Annotated in this window: 20 protein-coding genes; 13 read left to right on the top strand and 7 right to left on the bottom strand. The window is 73.5% G+C overall.

Annotated elements, in window-relative coordinates:
* Positions 1-19 precede the first annotated feature (19 nt).
* Entirely contained in the window at positions 20-2,164 is a 2,145-nt protein-coding gene (locus QSK22_RS24460) for a bifunctional serine/threonine-protein kinase/ABC transporter substrate-binding protein (protein ID WP_285496690.1), read from the top strand.
* On the opposite strand, the gene QSK22_RS24455 is transcribed toward QSK22_RS24460, so the two are convergent.
* From QSK22_RS24455 to QSK22_RS24440, 4 genes are all read right to left on the bottom strand, one after another.
* A complete protein-coding gene (locus QSK22_RS24455; protein WP_285496689.1) occupies positions 2,161-2,409 on the bottom strand; it encodes a DUF397 domain-containing protein in 249 nt (82 codons plus the stop codon). The two genes, QSK22_RS24460 and QSK22_RS24455, sit on opposite strands and share 4 nt — an antisense overlap.
* A 139-nt stretch (positions 2,410-2,548) precedes the next feature.
* Entirely contained in the window at positions 2,549-2,896 is a 348-nt protein-coding gene (locus tag QSK22_RS24450) for an ASCH domain-containing protein (RefSeq protein WP_285496688.1), read from the bottom strand.
* Between the two features lie 2 nt (positions 2,897-2,898).
* Entirely contained in the window at positions 2,899-4,041 is a 1,143-nt protein-coding gene (locus QSK22_RS24445; RefSeq protein WP_502872360.1) for an NsdA family TPR-like regulatory protein, read from the bottom strand.
* Positions 4,022-5,395, bottom strand: a complete 1,374-nt coding sequence (locus QSK22_RS24440; protein ID WP_285496686.1) for an NsdA family TPR-like regulatory protein — start codon at positions 5,393-5,395, stop codon at positions 4,022-4,024. Before QSK22_RS24440 ends, QSK22_RS24445 begins: the two co-directional genes overlap by 20 nt.
* A 202-nt stretch (positions 5,396-5,597) precedes the next feature.
* Between QSK22_RS24440 and QSK22_RS24435 the strand changes: the two genes are divergently transcribed.
* Positions 5,598-5,894, top strand: coding sequence for a hypothetical protein (locus QSK22_RS24435; RefSeq protein WP_285496685.1), 297 nt, complete (start codon positions 5,598-5,600; stop codon positions 5,892-5,894).
* A complete protein-coding gene (locus QSK22_RS24430; protein ID WP_285496684.1) occupies positions 5,891-6,244 on the top strand; it encodes a hypothetical protein in 354 nt (117 codons plus the stop codon). The genes QSK22_RS24435 and QSK22_RS24430 overlap by 4 nt, the downstream gene beginning before the upstream one ends.
* Positions 6,245-6,256: 12 nt before the next feature.
* Here QSK22_RS24430 and QSK22_RS24425 read toward each other — a convergent pair whose 3' ends face one another.
* Positions 6,257-6,877: a TetR family transcriptional regulator gene (locus QSK22_RS24425; RefSeq protein WP_285496683.1), complete on the bottom strand. Its 621-nt coding sequence runs from the start codon at positions 6,875-6,877 to the stop codon at positions 6,257-6,259.
* Positions 6,878-7,097: 220 nt separating this feature from the next.
* Between QSK22_RS24425 and QSK22_RS24420 the strand changes: the two genes are divergently transcribed.
* The 5 genes from QSK22_RS24420 to QSK22_RS24400 are packed head-to-tail and all read left to right on the top strand — an operon-like array spanning position 7,098 to position 13,556.
* Entirely contained in the window at positions 7,098-8,765 is a 1,668-nt protein-coding gene (locus QSK22_RS24420) for an AMP-binding protein (RefSeq protein ID WP_285496682.1), read from the top strand.
* 1 nt (position 8,766) lies between these two features.
* On the top strand, positions 8,767-9,894 hold the full coding sequence (locus QSK22_RS24415) for an acyl-CoA dehydrogenase family protein (RefSeq protein ID WP_285496681.1): 1,128 nt from the start codon (positions 8,767-8,769) through the stop codon (positions 9,892-9,894).
* Between the two features lie 13 nt (positions 9,895-9,907).
* On the top strand, positions 9,908-11,080 hold the full coding sequence (locus QSK22_RS24410) for an acyl-CoA dehydrogenase family protein (RefSeq protein ID WP_285496680.1): 1,173 nt from the start codon (positions 9,908-9,910) through the stop codon (positions 11,078-11,080).
* Between the two features lie 11 nt (positions 11,081-11,091).
* On the top strand, positions 11,092-12,393 hold the full coding sequence (locus tag QSK22_RS24405) for an OB-fold domain-containing protein (RefSeq protein WP_285496679.1): 1,302 nt from the start codon (positions 11,092-11,094) through the stop codon (positions 12,391-12,393).
* Entirely contained in the window at positions 12,390-13,556 is a 1,167-nt protein-coding gene (locus tag QSK22_RS24400; RefSeq protein ID WP_285496677.1) for a lipid-transfer protein, read from the top strand. The genes QSK22_RS24405 and QSK22_RS24400 overlap by 4 nt, the downstream gene beginning before the upstream one ends.
* 7 nt (positions 13,557-13,563) lie before the next feature.
* Here the strand turns inward: QSK22_RS24400 and QSK22_RS24395 are convergent, their stop codons facing one another.
* Entirely contained in the window at positions 13,564-14,247 is a 684-nt protein-coding gene (locus tag QSK22_RS24395) for a TetR family transcriptional regulator (protein WP_285496676.1), read from the bottom strand.
* Between the two features lie 257 nt (positions 14,248-14,504).
* Here QSK22_RS24395 and QSK22_RS24390 point away from each other — a divergent pair, with 257 nt between their 5' ends.
* Entirely contained in the window at positions 14,505-14,780 is a 276-nt protein-coding gene (locus QSK22_RS24390) for a hypothetical protein (RefSeq protein WP_285496675.1), read from the top strand.
* 19 nt (positions 14,781-14,799) lie between these two features.
* On the opposite strand, the gene QSK22_RS24385 is transcribed toward QSK22_RS24390, so the two are convergent.
* Entirely contained in the window at positions 14,800-16,074 is a 1,275-nt protein-coding gene (locus tag QSK22_RS24385) for a hypothetical protein (RefSeq protein WP_285496674.1), read from the bottom strand.
* 201 nt (positions 16,075-16,275) lie between these two features.
* On the opposite strand from QSK22_RS24385, the gene egtA reads away from it, so the two are divergent.
* Genes egtA through egtD form a run of 4 tightly spaced genes read left to right on the top strand, consistent with a single transcriptional unit; the run spans position 16,276 to position 20,529 of the window.
* A complete protein-coding gene (gene egtA, locus QSK22_RS24380; RefSeq protein ID WP_285496673.1) occupies positions 16,276-17,526 on the top strand; it encodes an ergothioneine biosynthesis glutamate--cysteine ligase EgtA in 1,251 nt (416 codons plus the stop codon).
* Positions 17,504-18,835 carry an ergothioneine biosynthesis protein EgtB gene (gene egtB / locus QSK22_RS24375; protein WP_285496672.1) on the top strand — a complete coding sequence of 444 codons (1,332 nt, stop codon included), beginning with the start codon at positions 17,504-17,506 and terminating at the stop codon, positions 18,833-18,835. The genes egtA and egtB overlap by 23 nt, the downstream gene beginning before the upstream one ends.
* Positions 18,835-19,566 (top strand): ergothioneine biosynthesis protein EgtC, encoded by a 732-nt coding sequence (egtC, locus tag QSK22_RS24370; protein ID WP_285496671.1) that lies wholly within the window; start codon positions 18,835-18,837, stop codon positions 19,564-19,566. Before egtB ends, egtC begins: the two co-directional genes overlap by 1 nt.
* A gap of 12 nt (positions 19,567-19,578) precedes the next feature.
* Positions 19,579-20,529, top strand: coding sequence for an L-histidine N(alpha)-methyltransferase (gene egtD / locus QSK22_RS24365; RefSeq protein ID WP_285496670.1), 951 nt, complete (start codon positions 19,579-19,581; stop codon positions 20,527-20,529).
* The last annotated feature ends 8 nt before the right edge of the window (positions 20,530-20,537 follow it).

Raw genomic sequence — 20,537 nt, 5'->3', positions numbered from 1 at the left:
ACGCGCCCTGGAGGACCCGATGGCCGAACCCCTGCTTCCGGACGACCCGACCCGGCTGGGCGCGTACACGCTGACCGGGCGGCTCGGCGAGGGCGGCCAGGGCGCGGTCTACCTCGGGCGCGACGCGGACGGCAGGCAGGTCGCGGTCAAGCTGCTGCACGCCCGGCTCAGCCGCGACCCCGCCGCCCGCTCCCGGTTCGTGCGGGAACTGGAGGTCGCCAAGCGGGTCGCCGGGTTCTGCACGGCGCGGGTGCTGGACGCCGACGTCGACGGCGACCGGCCCTACATCGTCAGCGAGTTCGTGTCCGGGCCGTCGCTGGCCGCGCTGGTCCGCGACGAGGGGCCGATGGACGACTCCGCGCTGCTGCGGCTGGCGATCGGCACCGCCACGGCGCTGGCGGCCATCCACCGCGCCGGGGTCGTGCACCGCGACTTCAAACCGCAGAACGTGCTGATGGGGGCCGGGGGCCCGCGCGTCATCGACTTCGGCATCGCCCGCGCCCTGGGCGACGACACCGCCATCGTCACCAGCCAGGTCGTCGGAACACCCGCCTACATGGCGCCCGAGCAGGTGGCGGGCAGCGCGATCGGCCCCGCGACCGACGTGTTCGCGTGGGGCGGCACCCTCCTGTTCGCCGCCACCGGGCGTCCCCCGTTCGGCGGGGACTCGGTCCCGGCGGTGATGCACCGCGTCCTGCACGCCGAGGCCGACGTCGGCGTGCTGCCGGGGCCGCTGGCCGAGATCGTCGGCGCCTGCCTGGCCAAGGCTCCCGAGCGCCGCCCGTCCGCCCAGGATGTGCTGCTGCGCCTGCTCGGCCTGGTCGGCGCGCACTCCCCGTCCGGCTCCGGCGATCCGCTGGAACGCGGCGCGACCCTCGTCACCACCCGGCTGACCGAAGTGATCAAGAACGTGCCCGCGGGCTCTCCGCCGCCGCAGGTGTCACCGCCGGACACCGTGCCGCCCGCACGCCGCCCGCGCCGCCGGCGGCGATCCGCCCTGATCGCCGCCATCCCGCTGGCCGCCTCGGCGATCATCCTGCCGTTCGCGGTGGCCCCGCTGCTGCGCGGCGGCGAAAACGGCGGGAGCGGCGGCGGGACGACCGTCACCCTAGGCTTCGTCGGCCCCCTGTCGGGCGATAGCGCTCACCTCGGCCGGCCCATGCTCGCCGGCGCCCGGCTGGCGGTGGCCGAGTACAACGCCCGCGGCCCGCGGGTGCGGGCGCGGCTGGTGGAGTACGACACGAAGGGCAGGGAGGAGGGCGCGGCGGCGGTGGCGCCCCGGATCGCCGATGACGAGGTGCAGGCGCTGGTCGGGCCCGCGCTGAGCGGCGAGGCCCAGCGGATGGCACCGCTGCTGGAGCAGTACCACGTGCCCAGCGTCTCGCCGGGCGCCACCGCCGAGAGCCTGTCCGAACAGGGCTGGCAATACTGGCACACCGTCGTGCCCGACACCGACGCGTCCGCCGTCGCCCTCGCCGACCTGGCGCTGCGATCCGGCCCCCCGAACAACGTCATGGTGATCGACGACGGGACCCTCTACGCGCGGACCACCGCCAACGTCTTCCAGACCCGGCTGGAGACCGGCTCGGTGAATGTGCTGCGCAAACGCGTCCCCGAGCAGGCGCAGGACTTCTCCGCCCTCGTCCGCGAGATGAAGCGCTCGGGCGTCGACGCGGTGTTCTACGGCGGCCTCTACCCGCAGGCCGCGCCGCTGATCAAACAAGCGCGCCAAGAGGGCGTGAGCGCCCGCTTCTACCTCACCGACGGCTCGTTCGACCCCCAGCTGACCACCCTGGCGGGAACGGCGGCCGAGGGCGCGGTGCTCACCTGCTCCTGTCTCAACCCCGGCGCGACCACGGTGGTGACCCCGCAATACGCCGACTTCCTGAAGCGGTACGCCAAGGCCAACGGCGGAGCGCAGCCGGAGACGTTCGCGGCCGAGGGCTACGACGCGGCGAACGCCGTCCTGGACGCGCTGGCCGCGGGAAAGCGCACCGGCGAGGAGATCAACGCCTATTTCGGCACGATGGACCGGCAGGGGGTGACCCAGCGGATCCGGTTCACCGCCAAGGGCGAGATCATCGACGCCGTCGTCTACGCCTACCAGGTGCGCAGCGGGCGGTTCGTCCTGCTGGGCGACAGCCGCACCGCGCGGATCTCCTAATCCTGCTGGGCCTGCTCCTGCGGCGGCTCCTCCTCCAGGAGGTCGTCGAACTCGCCGTCCTTGACGCCGGCGATGAAGGCGTCCCACTCGGCCTCGGTGAAGTACAGAATCGGGCCGTCGGGGTTCTTGGCGTCGCGCATCACCACGGCCCGCTCACCGAATTCCTTGTGGTCGACGGGCACGTCCTTGCCATCGATGAACTCGATGATGACGCCGTCGCTGAGCACCGGCTGCTGCTCGGTCACTGGCACACCTTCTCCATCCGGGGTGGGGGACGGCACCCAGGCTAGCCCGGCCCACCCCTGCGTGCCCGCTCCTTCACCCACCGACACGTGTACCCGGCCCCGCCTCGCACCCCTTTTGCTCCACTTGGGGGGGAAATAACTAGCCGAGGAGTTCGATTTCTATAGCCAGTACGCCGAGCCTCTCCTTCTCCGGCGGGTAGATGCCGCGGATGACCCTCAGCAACTCCGCGCGGTCCTCCCCGACATCACCCCCGATCGCCCGAGGATCCTCCCGGTCGAGCATCGCCTCGAACGAAGCGTATTCGGTCACCCGCGTGACCCGGGTCGGCACGCGCTCGTCACCGGACACGAACGTCAACTCCTGCCCGGCCCGGATCCTGCGCATACTGCGATACCCGACCCGAACCTCGACGGTCTTCACCCCGTCCTTGATCAGCTTCAGATACGGCGCCCGAATATTCAGCTCGGACTTGACCGCGCCACCCATCGTCACCTCACCGTTCGGCTGTTCCGGTACGCCTCCCGGAAATCCTGCACGGCACCCAGCCCGCGATACCGCTCGTTGAGCACCCGATCAAGCTCCCCGGCCCGCCGCCGCACCGCCGCCAGCAGGCGCGAGGTGTTGAGCGCCTGCCGTCCCAGCTCCGCTGCCTCCTCTGGTTCCGCCAGTCCGGCCAGTGCCAGGGCCAGGTCGAGGCGGGCCATGGCCGTCCGGCTTGGCGACTTCGACTGGTCGGGCCACGCCAGTTCGATGTCAAGGGCGTTCTGAGCGTGATGCCTTGCGCGGGCGAAATCGCCCCACTCGGTGTCCCCGAGCCAGATGTACGCCTCCGCGGTATGGCCGGTCATGCCGAAGGCGGCCAGCGATCCGGTTTCCATGACGATCCGGAGCGGCGGACGAGCCGGAAGGCGTTCGTGCAGGTCACTGGCCTGCCGGAACATCTCCTGGAACCCGTCCCGATCACCCAGCCGGGCATGAGAGCGGGCTGCCTGGGTGCGCAGGCGAACCGACAGCGGGTGCCGCGCCGGTGCTTTGGCGATCCCGCGCTGCGCCGCGGCAAGGGCGCGAGCGGGCTGGTTGCTGTAGATGGCGATCGAGGCCAAGGCGTCGGAGGCGAACGCGCATAGCACGTCGTGCCCCGCCTGTTCGGCGTGGTGGTAGGCGTCGGTCGCCCACGCCTCCGCGGCCAGCGGATCACCCAGGTATTGCGCCATCCACGCGAGGATCTCCGACAGCCAGGCCGCGCAGACGAACAGTTCGCGGGACTCCTCCGGGGTTCGCGGGCCGTCGATGAGTTCGGCGACCCGAACGCGGTAGGCGCGTGCGCTGTTGAACACGTCGGCAGGCGGATCGAAATTCTGGCGGCGGTCGAGAGTGGCGAGCGCGGACTCCAGGTGGGCGAACGTGTCGCGTCCGAGGGCGGTGGCATTCGCACGCTGGGTGAACTCCATCGCCTCGGCTGCGGTGTCTCCAAGGACCCTGGGCAGCACCTTGGGGGCGACGGCGGCGGCCACTCCCAGCCCGAGGGCGACTCGGCGTTTCATCTGCCCACCCCTTCCGGACGAACCGGCTTCGTGGATACCGCGCGCGGACGCGACCGCGTCGCCATCGTCACCTCGCCGGTCGGTGATGTCGATACGCCTCTTGGAAGTCCTGGACGACGGTCAGCTTGCGGTAGCGGTCGCTGAGTACCCGGTGCAGATCCTCGGCCCGCCGCTGTACCGGATCTACCCGGCGTGCGGTGGTGAGTGCCTGCTGTCCCAGAGCGGCGGCCTCTTCTGGCTCTCCCAGGTGGGCCAGTGCGATGGCGAGGTCGATGTGGGCCATGGCTTCCCGGATGGGCGAACGTGACCCGGCGGGCAAGGCCAAGTGTGTGTCGATGGCGGCTTGGGCGTGCTGCTTGGCGCGGAGGAAGTCGCCTTGCTCGGCGTCGCCTAGCCAGAGATACGCATGTGTCACATGGCCCGTGATGGCGAAGGGTGCCAGGTCGGCTGTGTCCAGGGCGAGCCGGAGCGGAGCGCGCGTCGGAAGCCGCTCGTGCAGGTCGCGGGCCTGCCGGAACATCTCCTCGCACGCTTCCCGGTCGCCCAGCCTGGCATGGGCGCGGGCCGCTTGAGTGCGCAGATGGACCGCCAGTGGGTGCCGTCCGGGTGCCTTGGCGACACCCCGCCGGGCTGCGGCGATGGCTCGTGCGGGCTGGTCGTGGTAGATCGCGACCGAGGCCATGGCGTCACAGGCCCACGCGCACAACTCGTTGTGCCCGGCCTGGTCGGCGTGGTGGAACGCGTCGATCGCCCAGGCTTCGGCGGCGAGCGGATCACCAAGGCAATGCGCCAGCCAGGCGAGCATCTCCGACAACCACGCCGCGCAGACGTAGAGCTCACGGGCTTCCTTGAGCGTCCGCGGCCCCTCGATGAGGTCGGCGACCCGGTTCCGGTAGGTGTGCGCGGTACTGAACAGCTCGGCGGGTGGATCGATGTTGTACTTGCGGTCGAGAGCGACGATGACCGATTCCAGGTGGTCGAACGTGCCGTGTCCGACGGCCGTGGTGTTGGCGCGTCGGGTGAACTCCATCGCCTCGGCTGCGGTGTCCGGGAGGACTTTGTGCAAGACCTCGGGGGTGACGGCGACGGCGGCTCCGAGTTTCAGGGCGTCTCGGCGTTTCGTCGGGCCACCCCCTTGCGTCGAGGTGGATGGGTGTCCACCATCGTCGCCCGTTTGAGGGGGATTTGTCTTCGGTGGGGGGCGGAGTTCTGTTTCGGGGATGTCGAACACCCTGGCGTAGGCGGTGACCCAGTCCCGGGGGTACACGTAACCGTTCTCGTGGCGGACGATCTGCCGGGCCAGCGCCTTGACCTTGTTCGAGGGGTGGCTGGTGATCCCGATGGCCTGGCGTAGTTGCCGCGCCATCTCGAACGTTCCCCAGCCGCGCGACTCGCGCTCGTTGCGCAGCCGCTCGGCCCACGCCGGACGCTCCTGCTCCATGGCACCTCACACCCTTTCGTTCGGGGTGGCCGGGGACAGTGCGGGGATGTCCCCGGAGGTGCTGCCATTGTCTACGTTCCGTGACGGGTTCGCAGCGCTTTGAATCTGCCGTGCGGACGCGGGGTGGCCGGCCGGGTCCGCCGTGGGAGGCGACCGAGACCGTCCGCCCGCGAAGACGAGGACGGCAGGAGGGAAACCCACTATGGACGAGCGTGCGGAAACGCATGACCCGCTGTGGCCGCTGAGCCTGCGGCTGGCCAAACGCGGACTCGTGGTCGAGCGCGGCGCGGACGGGCTTTGCGTCGCGGTCGAGGGCGACCCGGACGCCCGTGACACCATCACGTGCCGCCCCCGGCCCGAGGACGGCGGCAGGCTGTGGTTCTGGACGTCGCGCGGCGAGCCGATCGCCGAGGCCGACGGCAGGCACACCGACGATGCGGCGCTGTACGTGTTCGCGCACCTCGCCCGGCGGCAGGGGGACGCGGGGGCCCGGCGGTGACCGCCGGGTGGAACGCCGACCAGGCGCTCGCGGTGCTGCGCGCCCGGTTCCCCGAGGCGCAGGTGTGGCGCGGGGAGCACACCGGCAAGCTGTGGGGCCTGGTGCAGGACGCGTCCGGCCGGGCCCATCTGGTGGAGGCCCACGACCCCGTCGAACTCGGCCGGTGCCTGGAGGCCGCGCGGGCCGGGTGGCCTGCGGTGCCGCGGCCCGTCATCGCGGCACCGCGCCCGGCGGACGTGCGCACGCCGGACGTGCGCGCGCCGGTGTACGGGCGGCACGAGGCGCCGCGGCCGCCGTGGTGGCGCCGTCTTGCGGGTGCCTTCGTCCAGTTGGACGACGAGAGGTGGTGAGCGCGGCGCGGCTCAGAAGTCGTGCAACAGGCGGGCTGCGGCGATCTCCAGGCGGGCCTGGGATTCCTCGGCGGTGGCGCGGCCGCGCAGCATCTCGATCATCTCCATGGTCCAGACGCTGGTCAGGGCGCGGACGACGACGCGGCGCGGGTCGTCGTCGGGGATGTCGGCGCCCGGGCCCGCGGCGGCGCGCAGCAGGAGGGCGGCGAGGCGGTCGCCGATGTCGGTGCGCACGTCCGACAGCAGCAGGGAGCGGATCAGCGCGTCGGCCAGTTCGGGTTCGCGCATCAGGCCGCGGGTGGCGCGCATGAGCACCTCCACCGTGCGGCCGGGCGGGGAGTCGGTGCGGGGCGGGCGGCGTTCCACGCTGCCCTCCAGCAGGTCCAGCTCCTCGCTGACCACGGCCACGACCAGGTCCATCTTGGACGGGAAGTAGCGGTAGAGGGTGCCGAGGGCGACGCCCGCGCGTTCGGCCACGGTGCGCATCTGCATGGCCTCCACGCCGCCGCGCGAGGCCAGCGCGGCGGCGGCCTGCACGATGCGGCGGCGGCGCTGCAACTGGCTGCGGGAGCGGCCGCCCTGCCGACCCGCACCGGCCGTGCTGTCGTCGGTGGTCGTCGGCTCTGCGGTCACGGTCGCTTCCCTTCCTCGCGGTCCCCTCGCGTCGTGCGGGCCCAGCTTACCTTCCGGCGAGAACGTGTTATCTGATTCGTTGCACCGGGCTGTGCGAACCTTCCGGCGGGGTGCCCGGTGGGCGGTGTGAACGGGGTGCCCGGCCGGGACTCTGGACAATAACTAGAATCTGTTCTAATTTGCGCCGTGTGGTCCGGACGGGCGAAAGGCGGGCGGGCAGGTGACCGTGGCGGCGATGCTGACGGCGCGGGCCGCCGACGACCGGCCCGGCCTGCGTCGCGCCGAGGACGGGCGCGCCTGGACCTGGCGGCAGGCGGTCGCCGAGTGCGCCGTCCGGGCCGCCTGGCTGTCCGCCGAGCCGCACCCCGCCGGGCGGCCGGTGCACGTGGGCGTGCTGCTGGACAACGTCCCGGAGCTGGTGTTCCTGCTGGGCGGGGCGGCGCTGTCGGGGGCGGTGCTGGTCGCGCTGAACACCACCCGGTCGGCCGCCGAACTGGCCGGGGACGCGGGCCGCGCCGACTGCGATCTGATCGTCACCGAGTCCGCGCACGCCGCCACGGCCACCGCCGTCGGTGAGGCGACCGGGCTTCCCGTGCTGGACGCCGACGGCGGGCCGTATGCCGACCGGCTCTCGCGGCACGCCAGTGCGCCCCTGCCCGATGTCACCGGTGTCACCGACACCACGCTGCTCATGCTGATCTTCACGTCGGGCACGTCCGGCCGCCCCCGCGCCGTGCGCGTCACCCACCGCAAGGTCACCGTCCCCGGCCGCAACCTGGCCGAACGCCTGCTCACGCCGGACGACGTGGTGTACTGCCCGATGCCGCTGTTCCACTCCGGCGCGGTCATGGCCGCCTACGCGCCCGCGCTGGCCGCCGGGGCCGAGCTGGTGCTGCGCCGCCGGTTCTCGGCGTCCGGGCTGCTGCCGGACGTGCGCGCGTACGGCTGCACCTACCTGCACTACGTCGGCAAGGCGCTGTCGTACGCGCTGGCCGTGCCTCCCGCGCCCGACGACGCCGCCAACCCGCTGCGCGTCGCGTTCGGCAACGAGGCGGCCCCGGCCGAGCAGCGCGCGTTCGCCGACCGGTTCGGCTGCCGCGTGGTGGACGGCTACGGCTCCACCGAGACCGCGATCGCCTTCACCCCCGACCCGCACGGCCCGCCCGGCGCGCTCGGCCGCCTCGGCGACGGCGTTGAGATCCTCGACCCGGAGACCGGCGCGCAGTGCCCGCCCGCCCGGTTCGACGCGTCCGGACGGCTCGTCAACGGCGACGAGGCCATCGGCGAGCTGGTCAACACCGGCGGGCTCGGCCTGTTCGACGGCTACTACAACGACGACGCCCCCGACCGGCTGCGCGACGGCATGTTCTACAGCGGCGACCTCGCCTACGCCGACGCCGACGGCCACGTGTTCTTCGCCGGGCGGACCGCCGACCGGCTGCGCGTGGACGGGGAGAACTTCGGCGCCGTGCAGGTGGAACGCGTTCTCGCCGACCTGCCGGGGCTGCGGGCGGTGGCGGTGTACGGGGTGCCGGACGCCGCGTCCGGCGACCAGGTCATGGCGGCCCTGGTCACCGACTCCGGCGACTTCGACCCCGAGGCGTTCGCCGCCTACCTGCGCGGCCGCGCCGACATGAGCCCCAAGTGGGCGCCCCGGTACGTGCGGGTGGCGCGGGAGCTGCCCGCCACCGCGTCCAACAAGATCCTCAAGCGGCGGCTGGCCCGGGAGGGCTGGCGCACCGGCGACCCGGTGTGGTGGCGGCCCGGCCGGGACCTGGCCTACCGCCGGATGACCCCGGACGACGCGGCAGCCCTGCGCGCCGAGTTCGCCCGGCGCGGCCGCCTCCACCTGCTGGACCCCGAGCCCTCGCCGAAAGGAAGCGACTGACGTGGACTTCGATCTCGACGAGACCCAGCGGGAGCTGCGGGACCTCGCCGCCGGCGTACTCGGACGCGAGGCGTCCCGCGAGCGGCTGGAGGCGTTCGAGAAAAGCGGCGCCCCCTACGACGCGGCCACCTGGAAGGCGCTCGCGCAGGCCGGGCTGCTGGGCGTGTGCCTGCCCGAGGACGCGGGCGGCGCCGGGCTCGGCCCCGTCGAGATGGCGGTGCTGCTGCGGGAGGCGGGCGCGCACACGGCGCCGGTGCCGCTGTACGCGGCGCTCGCGCTGGCGGCCGTCCCCATCGCGCGGCACGGCACCGCCGCCCAGCGTGCGCTGCTCAAACCGCTCGGCGAGGGCGGCACGGTGCTGACCGGCGCGTTCCGCGAGCCCGGCCCGTCCGGGACGGTCACCGCCACCGCCCGCGGCGACGGCGGCGGCTACGTGCTGGACGGCGTGAAGACGTTCGTGCCGTACGCGGCCGAGTCCTCCCGCATCCTCGTCCCGGCCCGCCTGGACGGCGGCGACGTCGAGGTGTTCCTGGTGGCACCGGACGCGGTGTCGCTCACCACGCAGCCGTCGGCGACCACCGAGCCGCTGTCGCGGGTCGGGCTGGCGGGCGTGCGGGTCGGCGCGGACGCCCTGCTCGGCGGCGGCACCGGCGGCGAGGCCTGGCGGACGCTGCGCCGCGCCGCCGTCGCCGGGGCGGTCGCGATCGCCTCCGGCGTCATCGACAGCGCGCTGCGGCTGACCACCGACCACGTCAAGACGCGCGAGCAGTTCGGCCGGCCGCTGGCGCAGTTCCAGGCCGTCACCATGCAGGTCGGGGACGTCTACATCGCCAAACGCGCGGTGGACGTGGCCATGTGGGCGGGCGTGTGGCGGTTCGCCGAGTCGCTGCCCGACACCGACGAGGTGCTCGCGGTCGCCGCGTACAACGCCTGCGATCCGGTGCCGCGCGCCCTGTACACCTGCCAGCACCTGCACGGCGGCATCGGCCTGGACGTCACCTATCCGCTGCACCGCCGGTTCGCCTGGGGCAAGCAGGTCTGCCACCTGCTCGGCGGCGCCGACGACCAGCTCGACGCGCTCGGCGCGCTTGTCGGCGCCGAGGAGCCGGCCGTCACCGCCGGGAACTGAAGGAGCGTCACCCGTGTTCATCGACCTCACCGACGAGCAGAAGAAACTGCGCGCCGAGCTGCGCGAGTACTTCCAGGGCTGCCTGACCCCCGAGCAGCGCGCCGCCATCGCCGACGACCCGTTCGGCACCGCGTACATGGAGCACTGCCGGCGGCTCGGCCGCGACGGCATGCTCGGCGTGGCGCTGCCCGAGGAGTACGGCGGACGCGGCTACGGCCCGGTCGAGCAGCAGATCTTCGCCAACGAGATCGCCCGCGCCGAGGTCCCGTACCCGATCATCACGCTGAACACGGTGGCGCCGACGCTGCTGCAGTACGGCACCGACGAGCAGAAGCGCATGTTCCTGCCGCGCATCCTGGCGGGGGAGTGCCACTTCGCGATCGGCTACAGCGAGCCGGGCGCGGGCACCGACCTGGCGTCGCTGCGCACCACGGCGGTCCGCGACGGCGACCACTACATCGTCAACGGGCAGAAGGTCTTCACCTCGGGCGCGCACTACGCCGACTACATCTGGCTGGCGGCGCGCACCGACCCGGACGCCAAGAAGCACAAGGGCATCTCCATGCTGATCGTGGACTGCCGCGATCCGGGCTTCTCGTGGACGCCGATCGTCACCATGGACGGCCGCCACCACACCAACGCCACCTACTACCAGGACGTGTGCGTCCCGGTCGGGATGCTGGTCGGGGAGGAGAACAAGGGCTGGGACCTGATCGTCAACCAGCTCAACCACGAGCGGGTGACGCTCGGCCCGGCCGGCAACATCGGCCACACCTACGACCGGTTCGTCCGCTGGGCCCGCACCGCCGCCGGGCGCGACGGCAGGCCGCTGATCGAGCATCCGGACGTGCGCCGCGCCGTCGCCCGCGTGCACGCCTACCTGCGCGTCAACGAGCTGCTGAACTGGCAGGTCGCGGCGAACCAGAATTTGGGCTGGCTGGCCGCCCCGGACGCGTCCGCCACCAAGATCTACGGCTCGGAGCGGATGCAGGAGGTCGGCCGGATCGTCGGCGACACGCTGGCCCGGTTCGGCGACCCCGGCGACCCGGACACCGCCGAGTTCATGCGCGTGCTCGACCACGGCGTCAAGGGCGCGGTGGTGCTGACGTTCGGCGGCGGCGTCAACGAGGTGCAGCGCGAGCTCATCGCGATGCTCGGCCTCGGCCTGCCGCGCGCCCCCCGCTAGGAGGTCCACCGATGACGACGACGCAGGAGGCGGCCGCGGAGCCGTCCGTGCACGACCGGCTGACCGAGGCGGCGCGGCGGCTCGCCGCCGCCGGGGAGCGGCCCGGGCAGCCCTGCCCCGACCCCGTCAACGCCGCGATGATCCGCAACTGGACGCAGGCGCTCGGCGACACCGGCGACTGGTCGCGGTTCGCACCGCCCGCGATGATCCAGGTGTGGTCGATGCCCGGCCTGGTCTCCGAAAGGGGCGGCTCTGCGGCCGACGAGGTGCTGCGCATGCTGGACGACCACGGCTACACGGGCGTGGTCGCCACCAACTGCGAGCAGACCTACGACCGGTACGTGCGGGTCGGCGAGCACCTGCGCCCGGCGATGCGGTTCGGCGGCCTGACCGGCCCGAAGCGCACCGCGATGGGTGAAGGCTACTTCGTCACCTGGTACCAGACCTGGTACGGCGAAGACGGCCGGCGCGTGGCCGAGATGCTGTTCCGCGTGCTGAAGTTCCGGCCGCGCGGGCGCCGCCGCGCCCAGAACGCGCCCGTCATGAGGCCGGTGACCAGCCCGGACACCGCGTTCTTCTGGGAGGGCGCCAAGGCCGGCGAGCTGCGCATCCAGCGGTGCGCCGACTGCGGCATGCTGCGCCACCCGCCCGGGCCGATGTGCCCGTCCTGCCATTCGCTCGAACGCGACCACGTGGTGGCGAGCGGACGCGGCCGCGTGCACAGCTACGTGGTGCACCACCATCCGCCCGTGCCCGGGCGGACGCCGCCGTTCGTCGTCGCCGTGGTCGAGCTGGAGGAGGGCGTGCGGGTCGTCGGCAACGTCCTGCGCTGCGACCCGGGCGAGGTGACGGTCGGCATGCCCGTCCGCGTCGTGTTCGAGAACGTCGACGACGAGCTGACGCTGCCGCAGTGGATCCCCGCCGACGCCCCCGACGACGAACCGCCCTGCGACCCCGGCGAACCGGCGCTGCTGGAGATCCCGCTGACGCCCACGTTCGTCATCGCCACCGCCCTGGCCACGCGCGACTTCAACCCCGTCCACCACGACACCGCGCTGGCCCGCGCCCAGGGCACCAAGGACATCTTCCTCAACATCCTCACGACCATGGGCCTGGTGCAGCGCGCCGCCCTGGCCGCCGCCCCCGGCGCGACGCTGGGCGGCATCGCCGTGCGGCTCGGCGTCCCCGCCTACGCGGGCGACACCCTGCGCCTGTACGCCGAACGCGTGGACGCGACCACGCTCAAGGTGCGCGGCGCGGTGAGCCTCGGCGACCACGTGACCGCGACCGTCAAGCTCAAGGAGGGCGTGTGAGCCTGTCGGGCAGGGCCGCCGTCGTCGGCATCGGCGCGACCGAGTTCTCCAAGGAGTCGGGGCGGTCGGAGCTGCGGCTGGCCGTCGAGGCGTGCCTGGCCGCGATCCGCGACGCCGGGCTGGCGCCGTCCGACGTGGACGGCCTGGTCACCTACACCGCCGACACCAGCTCCGAGATCGCCGTGCAGCGCGAGCTGGGCATCCCCGGGCTGCGGTTCTTCTCCCGGGTCGACTACGGCGGCGGCGCCGCGTGCGGCACGGTCGCGCACGCCGCGATGGCCGTCGCGACCGGGCAGGCCGACGCGGTGGTGTGCTACCGCGCGTTCAACGAGCGCTCCGGGCACCGGTTCGGGCAGGCCGCCCGCTCCGGCCGCGCCGACTCCACCGGGCTGGAGTTCTCCTGGCACCTGCCGTACGGGTTCGCCACCCCGGCGGCGTGGGTGGCCATGCACGCCCGCCGCTACATGCACGAGTACGGCGCGACCGGCGAAGACTTCGGCCGCGTGGCGGTGGCCATGCGGCGCCACGCGGCCACCAACCCCAAGGCGTGGTTCCACGGGCGCCCCATCACGCTGGCGGACCACCAGGCGTCCCGGTGGATCGTGGACCCGCTGCGCCTGCTGGACTGCTGCCAGGAGTCCGACGGCGGCGTGGCGCTCGTCGTGACGTCGGTGGAACGCGCCAGGGACCTGCCGCACCCGCCCGCCGTGGTGACGGCCGCCGCGCAGGGCACCGGCCCGGACCAGATGATGATGTTCGGCTTCTACAGCGGCGACCTGGCGTCGCTGCCCGCCATGGGCCGGGTCGGCGCGGCGCTGTGGCGGCAGTCCGGCCTGACGCCCGCCGACATCCGCACCGCGATCCTGTACGACCACTTCACCCCGTTCGTCCTGATGCAGCTGGAGGAGCTGGGGTTCTGCGGCCGGGGCGAGGCCACGGACTTCGTCCGCGACGGCGGCATCGAGCTCGGCGGCAGGCTGCCCGTCAACCCCCACGGGGGCCAGCTGGGCGAGGCCTACATCCACGGGATGAACGGCATCGCCGAGGCCGTGCGGCAGATCCGCGGCACCGCGGTGAACCAGGTGGACGGCGTCGGGCACGTGCTGGTGACGGCCGGAACCGGCGTCCCGACGAGCGGCCTGGTGCTGAGCGCCCTGCGGTGAGCCCGGGCTAGGACCGCGCGGGCGGGAAGTTCAGGCCCTGCTCCAGGACGGCGAAGGCGTCGTCGACCGCGTCGGACATCCGCTCGTAGCCCATCTTCGGCGAGCGCATCGCCTCTGCGGCGGCGCGGAACGCCGACACCGTGGCGGCCGCGACCACGTGCGGCCGCATGTCCACGGCGGGGTCGGTGCCCATCCGCTCGGCGACCAGCCGGGTCATCTCGGCCTGCTTCTTCTGCGCCAGCTCCAGGCTGCCCGCCATGAGCGTGGCGCTGCCGGCGGTCAGGTCGAGCAGGCAGCGGAAGCGCGCCGGGTCGAACCCCAGCTCGCCGCGCTCGGCCGCGCGGGTGGCCTCGACCGCGATGCGGCGCAGCGCCGTCATGATCGGCTCGTCGGTGTAGCGCTCGGCCACCATCCGCATGATGGCGTGGTGCTGCTCCTCCTGGAAGGTCAGCGCCACGTCCTCCTTGGAGGCGAAGTAGCGGAAGAAGGTGCGCGACGACACCTCGACGGCCTCGGCGATCTCGTCGACGGTGGTGGCGTCGAACCCCTTCTCGGCGAACAGCCGGAATGCGGCGTCGACCAGGGCCTTTCTGGTCTGCTGTTTCTTGCGTTCGCGGCGCCCGACCGGCTCCGGGCGGGCGGGGCGGACCTGCAGACCGGCGGGGTGGGCCTCGGGGGCGGTCGCGGTCATGAGCGAAGTGTGGCATTCCCGTCGTGCATCACGCCAGTGGAACTCGGGCCGGTGCGGCATGAACGGGATATGCCGGCCGGCCGTCCGGAAGCCGCCTGCTCCGCCGCGCGCCCGTCATAGACTTGGCCGCCGAAACGGAGGGGGGCAGAAGCCTTGGGCAAGCACAGCAAACCGCCCACGCGTCCCTGCCCTGGATGCCAGGGGACGGGCACGCACAAGGGCCACACGTGCGGGGTCTGCCGGGGCGAGGGGCGGATATGACGGACTACCCCCCCGACGGGTGCACCTTCGAGGTCACCTACACGCTCGGCAAGCGCGGCATGGGGCAGGAGTCCTTCCCCGACGTGTACGCACTCGGCCGCTGGTTCAAGGAGATGGAGCGGCGCGGCGCGTTCGCGCCCGAGGACTTCCAGACCCCCGACGAAGACGGCCGCAACGGCTACCGGATCGTGTGCGTCACCGACAGCGAACGCGTGCCGATCAGCTACTTCCATCCGCGCCTGGTGATGGGCCGCATCGAAGGCGCCCGCTGACGCCTGAGCCGGCCGGGGCTCAGTCCTCGCCCGGGCTCGGCGTCGGGTTGGACGTCGGCGTGGGGGCGGCCGACGGTTCGGGCGACGCGGCGGGCGGCGGGCTCGACGACGGAACCCCGGGCGCGGGCTCGGCGGACGTCGGCGTCCCCGACGGCGTCGGCGTCCGCGTGGGCGGCGACGAGGTGGCGGTCGGTGTGCCCGGCGACGTCGATCCCGGAGCGGACGGCTTGCCGGTCGTGCGGCGCTTCTCGTCGGGCGTGGCCGACGCGCCGCCTCCGCGGGAGGGTGTGCCGCCGCTCCGAGCCGCGGTCGCGCCGGACGTGCCGCTGCCCGTCCACGACGGTGCCGCCGGGCGGCTGCTCTGGGTGAGCGGGCCGGTGCTCAGGGCGCCCGAGCGCGCGGCGTCGGACGCGCCGCCGGAGGAGCCGTCCGTCGGGCGGGTCGAGCCCGCCTCCGCGCGGTCGCTGCCCGACGTCGGCACCAGCTTGGCCGAGCCTCCGCCCTTGCCCACCGGCCACGAGATCAGCATGCCCACCGCCGCGGCGGCGGCCGCGGCCAGGCTCGCGGCGGCGCCGACCCTCTTGGCCTTCTTCCTCGCCGTGGAGCGGCGGGCGCCCGGGGACGCGGCCTCGGACGCGGCCTCGCCGCCGATGACGACCAGCGGACCGCCGGCGGTGACGGCGGGCAGCGTCCGCCGCGCCTCGACCTCGCACGCCGCCAGCACGCGTTCGCGCAGCTCGCGCGGCGGCCGGTCCGGTACGCGGCGGGCCAGCAGCCGCGGCAGCCCGCCCTTTTCGAACGCGCCGATCAGCTCCAGGTGCTCCGGGGTGCCCGCGGGGGCGCGCATGAGCGCGTCGAGGACGGCGCGTTCCAGGCGGGTGCGGGCGGCGTGCAGCAGCCCGCGCGCGGTGTCGGGGGCGACGCCCACCACCCGGGCGATGTCGTCGATCTCCAGCCACTCGCCGGCCGACAGCAGCAGCACCTCGCGGTGGTCGGCGCGCAGGCCGGCGGCGGCGCGCAGCAGCGGGTCGCCCGGCGAGGCGGCGGGCCGCGCGGACGGCGGTCGGCCCTGGAAGGCGCCGTCCGGAAGTCCGCCCAGGGCGCCGAGCTCCATGCAGGCCGAGCGGGCCAGCGCGTACAGCCACAGCACCGTGTCGCCGCGCGGCGGGTGGCGCACCGTCGCCACGAACGTGTTGGTGACGGCGTCCGCCGCGCGGTCGCCCACCAGCGACCAGCAGTAGGCGTACAGCCGGGCGGCGTGCGCGTCGTACAGGGCTCCCGGGTCCGCGCGCATCATTCCTCCGTCGTGACCTGGGCCGACACCCCCAGGCAGGACAAAACGGTGGGAAACGGGACTCTAGTGCAATCAGCGACTGGGTGGGTAATTGGGATTGTTTCCCTAACTTTCTCAAGATTGCCGGATATGTGATCCGGTTCACCGGGGAAGGTTTGGAGACCGTCGCCGAAGGACCGTCTCGACCCCTGGGGGTATCCCGTGGCCGGCCTGACCGTGGACGAGGTCCACCAGTACGTACGCGGCGTCTGCTTCAAGAAGGGACCGCCCGGCACGGTCGGCGCGGAGACCGAGTGGCTGGTGCTCGACCGCGCCGCGCCCGGCGCGCCGGTGCCGCCCGCCCGGCTGCGCGCCCTGCTCGACCGGGCCGGACCGCCGCCGCGCGGCAGCAGCATCACCTACGAGCCGGGCGGGCAGCTGGAGCTCAGCTCGGCGCCGTTTTCCGGGCTCGGCCCCGCGCACCGCGGCCTGGCCGCCGACATCGCGCACGTCCGCAGCGCGCTCGCACCCGCCGGGCTCGTCCTGGCCGGGCACGGCATCGACCCGGCGCGCCGCCCGGTGTTCCAGGCCGAGCACCCGCGCTACCGGTGCATGCGCAGCTACTTCGACCGCCGCGGCTTCACCGACGCGGGCATGACGATGATGTGCACGTCCGCGTCCGTCCAGGTGAGCCTGGACATCGGCGCGGACACCGCCGCCGCGGCGCGGCGGTGGTGGCTCGCACACGCGCTCGGCCCGGTCCTCGTCGCCGCGTTCGCCAACTCCCCGATACGCAACGGCCGCCGCACCGGCCTGCGCTCCACCCGGCAGGCCGTCTGGACGGAGCTGGACCCGTGCCGCACCCTGCCCGTCCTGCGGCCCGGCGCCGACGCCGACCCCGCCGACGCATGGGCCCGGTACGCGCTGGACGCCCGCGTCATGGTGGTGCGCACCGCCGCCGGCGACTGGGTGGCCGACCCCGGCATGACCTTCCGCGAGTGGCTGGCCGAGGGGGAACCGGAGCTGGACGACCTCGTCTACCACCTGTCCACGCTGTTCCCGCCGGTCCGGCCGCGCGGCTGGCTGGAGCTGCGCATGATCGACGCGCTGCCGGGGGAGTACTGGGCGGTCCCGGTCGCCGTCGCCACCGCCCTGCTGGACGACCCGCGCGCCTCCGCCGCCGCCGAGGCCGCCGTCGAACCGGTCGCCGACCGGTGGGAGACCGCCGCCCGCCACGCGCTCGCGGACCCGGCCCTGGCCAGGGCCGCGCGCACCTGCTTCCACGCCGCGCTGGACGCCCTGCCCCGGCTCGGCGCCCGCCACCTGGTCCCGCTCGTGGAGGAGTACACCGCGCGCTACGTCGACCGCGGCCGATGCCCCGCCGACGACATCGCCGGCACCTCCCGTCCGCCCCTGCGCCCCGGCGCACCGACCCGTGAAGGAACCCGCCGTGCCTCCGCTGAGCTCGCTTGACGAACACGCCCTCAAAGAACTCGTCGCCGCCGAGTTGGAAGCGGCGCGCGACCGCAGCCTGGGCCTGACCACCGAGGCGCTCGACGAGCCCGAGCTGACCGCCCAGGTGTCCCCGCTCATGTCCCCACTGGTCTGGGACCTGGCGCACGTCGGCAACTACGAGGAGCAGTGGCTGCTGCGCGCCGCCGCCGGGGTCGAGGCCATGCGCCCCGAGATCGACGACCTGTACAACGCGTTCGAGCACCCCCGTGCGGAACGCCCCAGCCTCCCGCTGCTGCCCCCGAGGGAAGCCCGCGAGTACATCGCCGCCGTCCGCGCCAAGGTGCTCGACTCCCTGGACGCGGTGCGCTTCGACGGTGCCGAGCCGCTGACCGCGAGAGGGTTCGTCTACGGCATGGTCGTGCAGCACGAGCACCAGCACGACGAGACCATGCTGGCCACGCACCAGCTGCGCAAGGGCGCCCCCGCCCTGCTCGACCCGCCGCAGGCACCGGCCCCCGCCCGTGACACCGCGCCGGCCGACGAGGTCCTCATCGAGGCGGGCCCGTTCGAGATGGGCACCTCGGACGACCCCTGGGCCTACGACAACGAACGCCCCGGACACATCGTCGACCTGCCCGCGTACTACATCGACACCGAGCCCGTCAGCAACGCCGCCTACCTCGCCTTCATGGAGGCCGGTGGCTATGACGACCCCCGGTGGTGGCACCCCAAGGGCTGGGAGTGGCGCTGCACCACGGGCAAGCGCGCCCCCGCGTTCTGGACGCGTGACGGCGGCCGGTGGCTGCGCCGCCGCTTCGGCAAGGTGGAACCGGTGCCCATGGACGAGCCCGTCCAGCACGTGTGCTGGTACGAGGCCGACGCCTACGCCAGGTGGGCGGGCAAGCGGCTGCCCACCGAGGCCGAGTGGGAGAAGGCCGCCCGCTGGGACCCGGACACCGGCCGCTCCCGCCGCTACCCCTGGGGCGACGTGTACGAGGAGGGCAGAGCCAACCTGGGGCAGCGCATGCTGCGTCCGTCCCCCGCGGGGTCGTTCCCGTCCGGGGCGTCCGCGTACGGGGTGCGGCGGATGCTGGGGGACGTGTGGGAGTGGACGTCCACCGACTTCCACGGCTACCCCGGATTCCGCTGGTTCCCCTACAAGGAGTACTCCGAGGTGTTCTTCGGCCACGACTACAAGGTGCTGCGCGGAGGCTCCTGGGCCACGCACCCCCTCGCCGTACGCGGCACCTTCCGCAACTGGGACTTCCCCATACGCCGCCAGATCTTCACCGGGTTCCGCCTGGCCCGCGACGCGGAGGGCGCCTGATGTGCCGGCACGTCGGCTACCTCGGGACGCCGGTGACGCTGCACTCGCTCATGTACGAGGGGGAGCACTCGCTGGAGCGCCAGTCGTACGCACCGCGCATGACCCAGGGGAACCTGCTGAACGCCGACGGGTTCGGCGTCGGCTGGTACCACGCGGGGGAGGCCGTCCGGTTCCGCAGGGCGCAGCCCATCTGGACCGACCAGTCCTTCCGGGAGGTCGCCCGCGTCGTGACGTCCGGATGCGCGGTCGCCGCCATAAGGTCGGCCACCGTCGGCTTCCCCGTGGACGAGAGCGGCGCCCAGCCGTTCCGGGACGGCCCCCGCCTGTTCAGCCACAACGGCGTGGTGGAGGGGTTCGCGGGAGTCGAGGCCAAGCTGCGCGAACTGGCCGGCGACCTGTCCCCGGTGCCCGACGCGCGCGCCGCCGTCGACTCGGCCCTGCTGTTCGCCATCGCCGCCCGCCACTGGCGCGGCGGCGCGTCCCTCGCCGAGGGCCTGGCCGCCGTGGTGCGCACCGTCACCGCCCTCGCCCCCGGCCGCTACAACCTGCTCGCCGCCGACGGCACCGCGCTCGCCGCCACCACCTGGGGCGACTGCCTGCACGTCCGGGCCAGTCCCGACGCGGTGACGCTGTCGTCCGAACCGCTCGACGGGTCCGGATGGCAGGCCGTGCCCGACCGATCGCTGGTGACCGCCGACCCCGCCTCCGGGGTCCGCGTCACCCCCCTGTGAAGGGAGCCGCCCGTGGACCGGTACCTGACCGCCGACGACCTGGCCAAGACGCTGCGCCGCGACGTGCACGACGGGCTGACCGCGACCCCCAAGTCGCTGCCGCCCAAATGGTTCTACGACGAGCGCGGCAGCGCGCTGTTCGAGGAGATCACCCGGCTGGAGGAGTACTACCCGACCCGGCGGGAACGGGAGATCCTCACCGCGCGGGCGCCCGCCATCGCCGCCGCCACCGGCGCCGAGACGCTGCTGGAGCTGGGCGCCGGATCGGGGGAGAAGACCCGGCTGCTGCTGGCGGCGCTGGACGGAACGCTGCGCTCCTACGTGCCGGTGGACGTCAGCGGCGACTTCCTCGCCGAGGCCGCCGGGCAGATCGCCGCCGACCACCCCGGCCTGGCGGTGCGCCCCGTCGTCGCCGACTACGAGCAGCATCTGCATCTGCTGCCCGGCGGGCGGCGCCGCCTGATCGCCTTCCTCGGCGGGACGATCGGCAACATGCCGCCCGGCGCCCGCGTCGGCTTCCTCGGCGGCCTGCGCGCGGGCATGGCCGACGGGGACGCGCTGCTGCTGGGCGCCGACCTGGTCAAGGACGAGCACCGCCTCGTGCGCGCCTACGACGACGCGGCCGGGGTCACCGCCGAGTTCAACCGCAACGTGCTGCACGTGGTCAACCGGGAGCTGGACGCCGACTTCGACCCCGCCGCCTTCGAGCACGTCGCGCTGTGGGACGCCGAGCGGGAGTGGATCGAGATGCGGCTGCGCTCGGCCCGCGACCAGGACGTGCGGATCGGCGGGCTGGACCTGGCGGTGTCGTTCGCGGCGGGCGAGGAGATGCGCACCGAGATCTCCGCCAAGTTCCGCCGGGAGCGCCTGGAGGACGAGCTGCGCGCCGCCGGCCTGGCCCTTGCCGAGTTCTGGACCGACCCGGCGGGCGACTTCTCGCTCTCCCTGGCCCGCCCCGCCTGACCGTTCCA

Origin of the sequence: Actinomadura sp. NBRC 104425 (genome assembly GCF_030269545.1) — a bacterium.
Lineage (GTDB): Bacteria > Actinomycetota > Actinomycetes > Streptosporangiales > Streptosporangiaceae > Spirillospora > Spirillospora keratinilytica.
The sequence above is the reverse complement of the archived record's forward strand: the minus strand, read 5'-3'. Positions and strand labels throughout refer to the sequence as shown.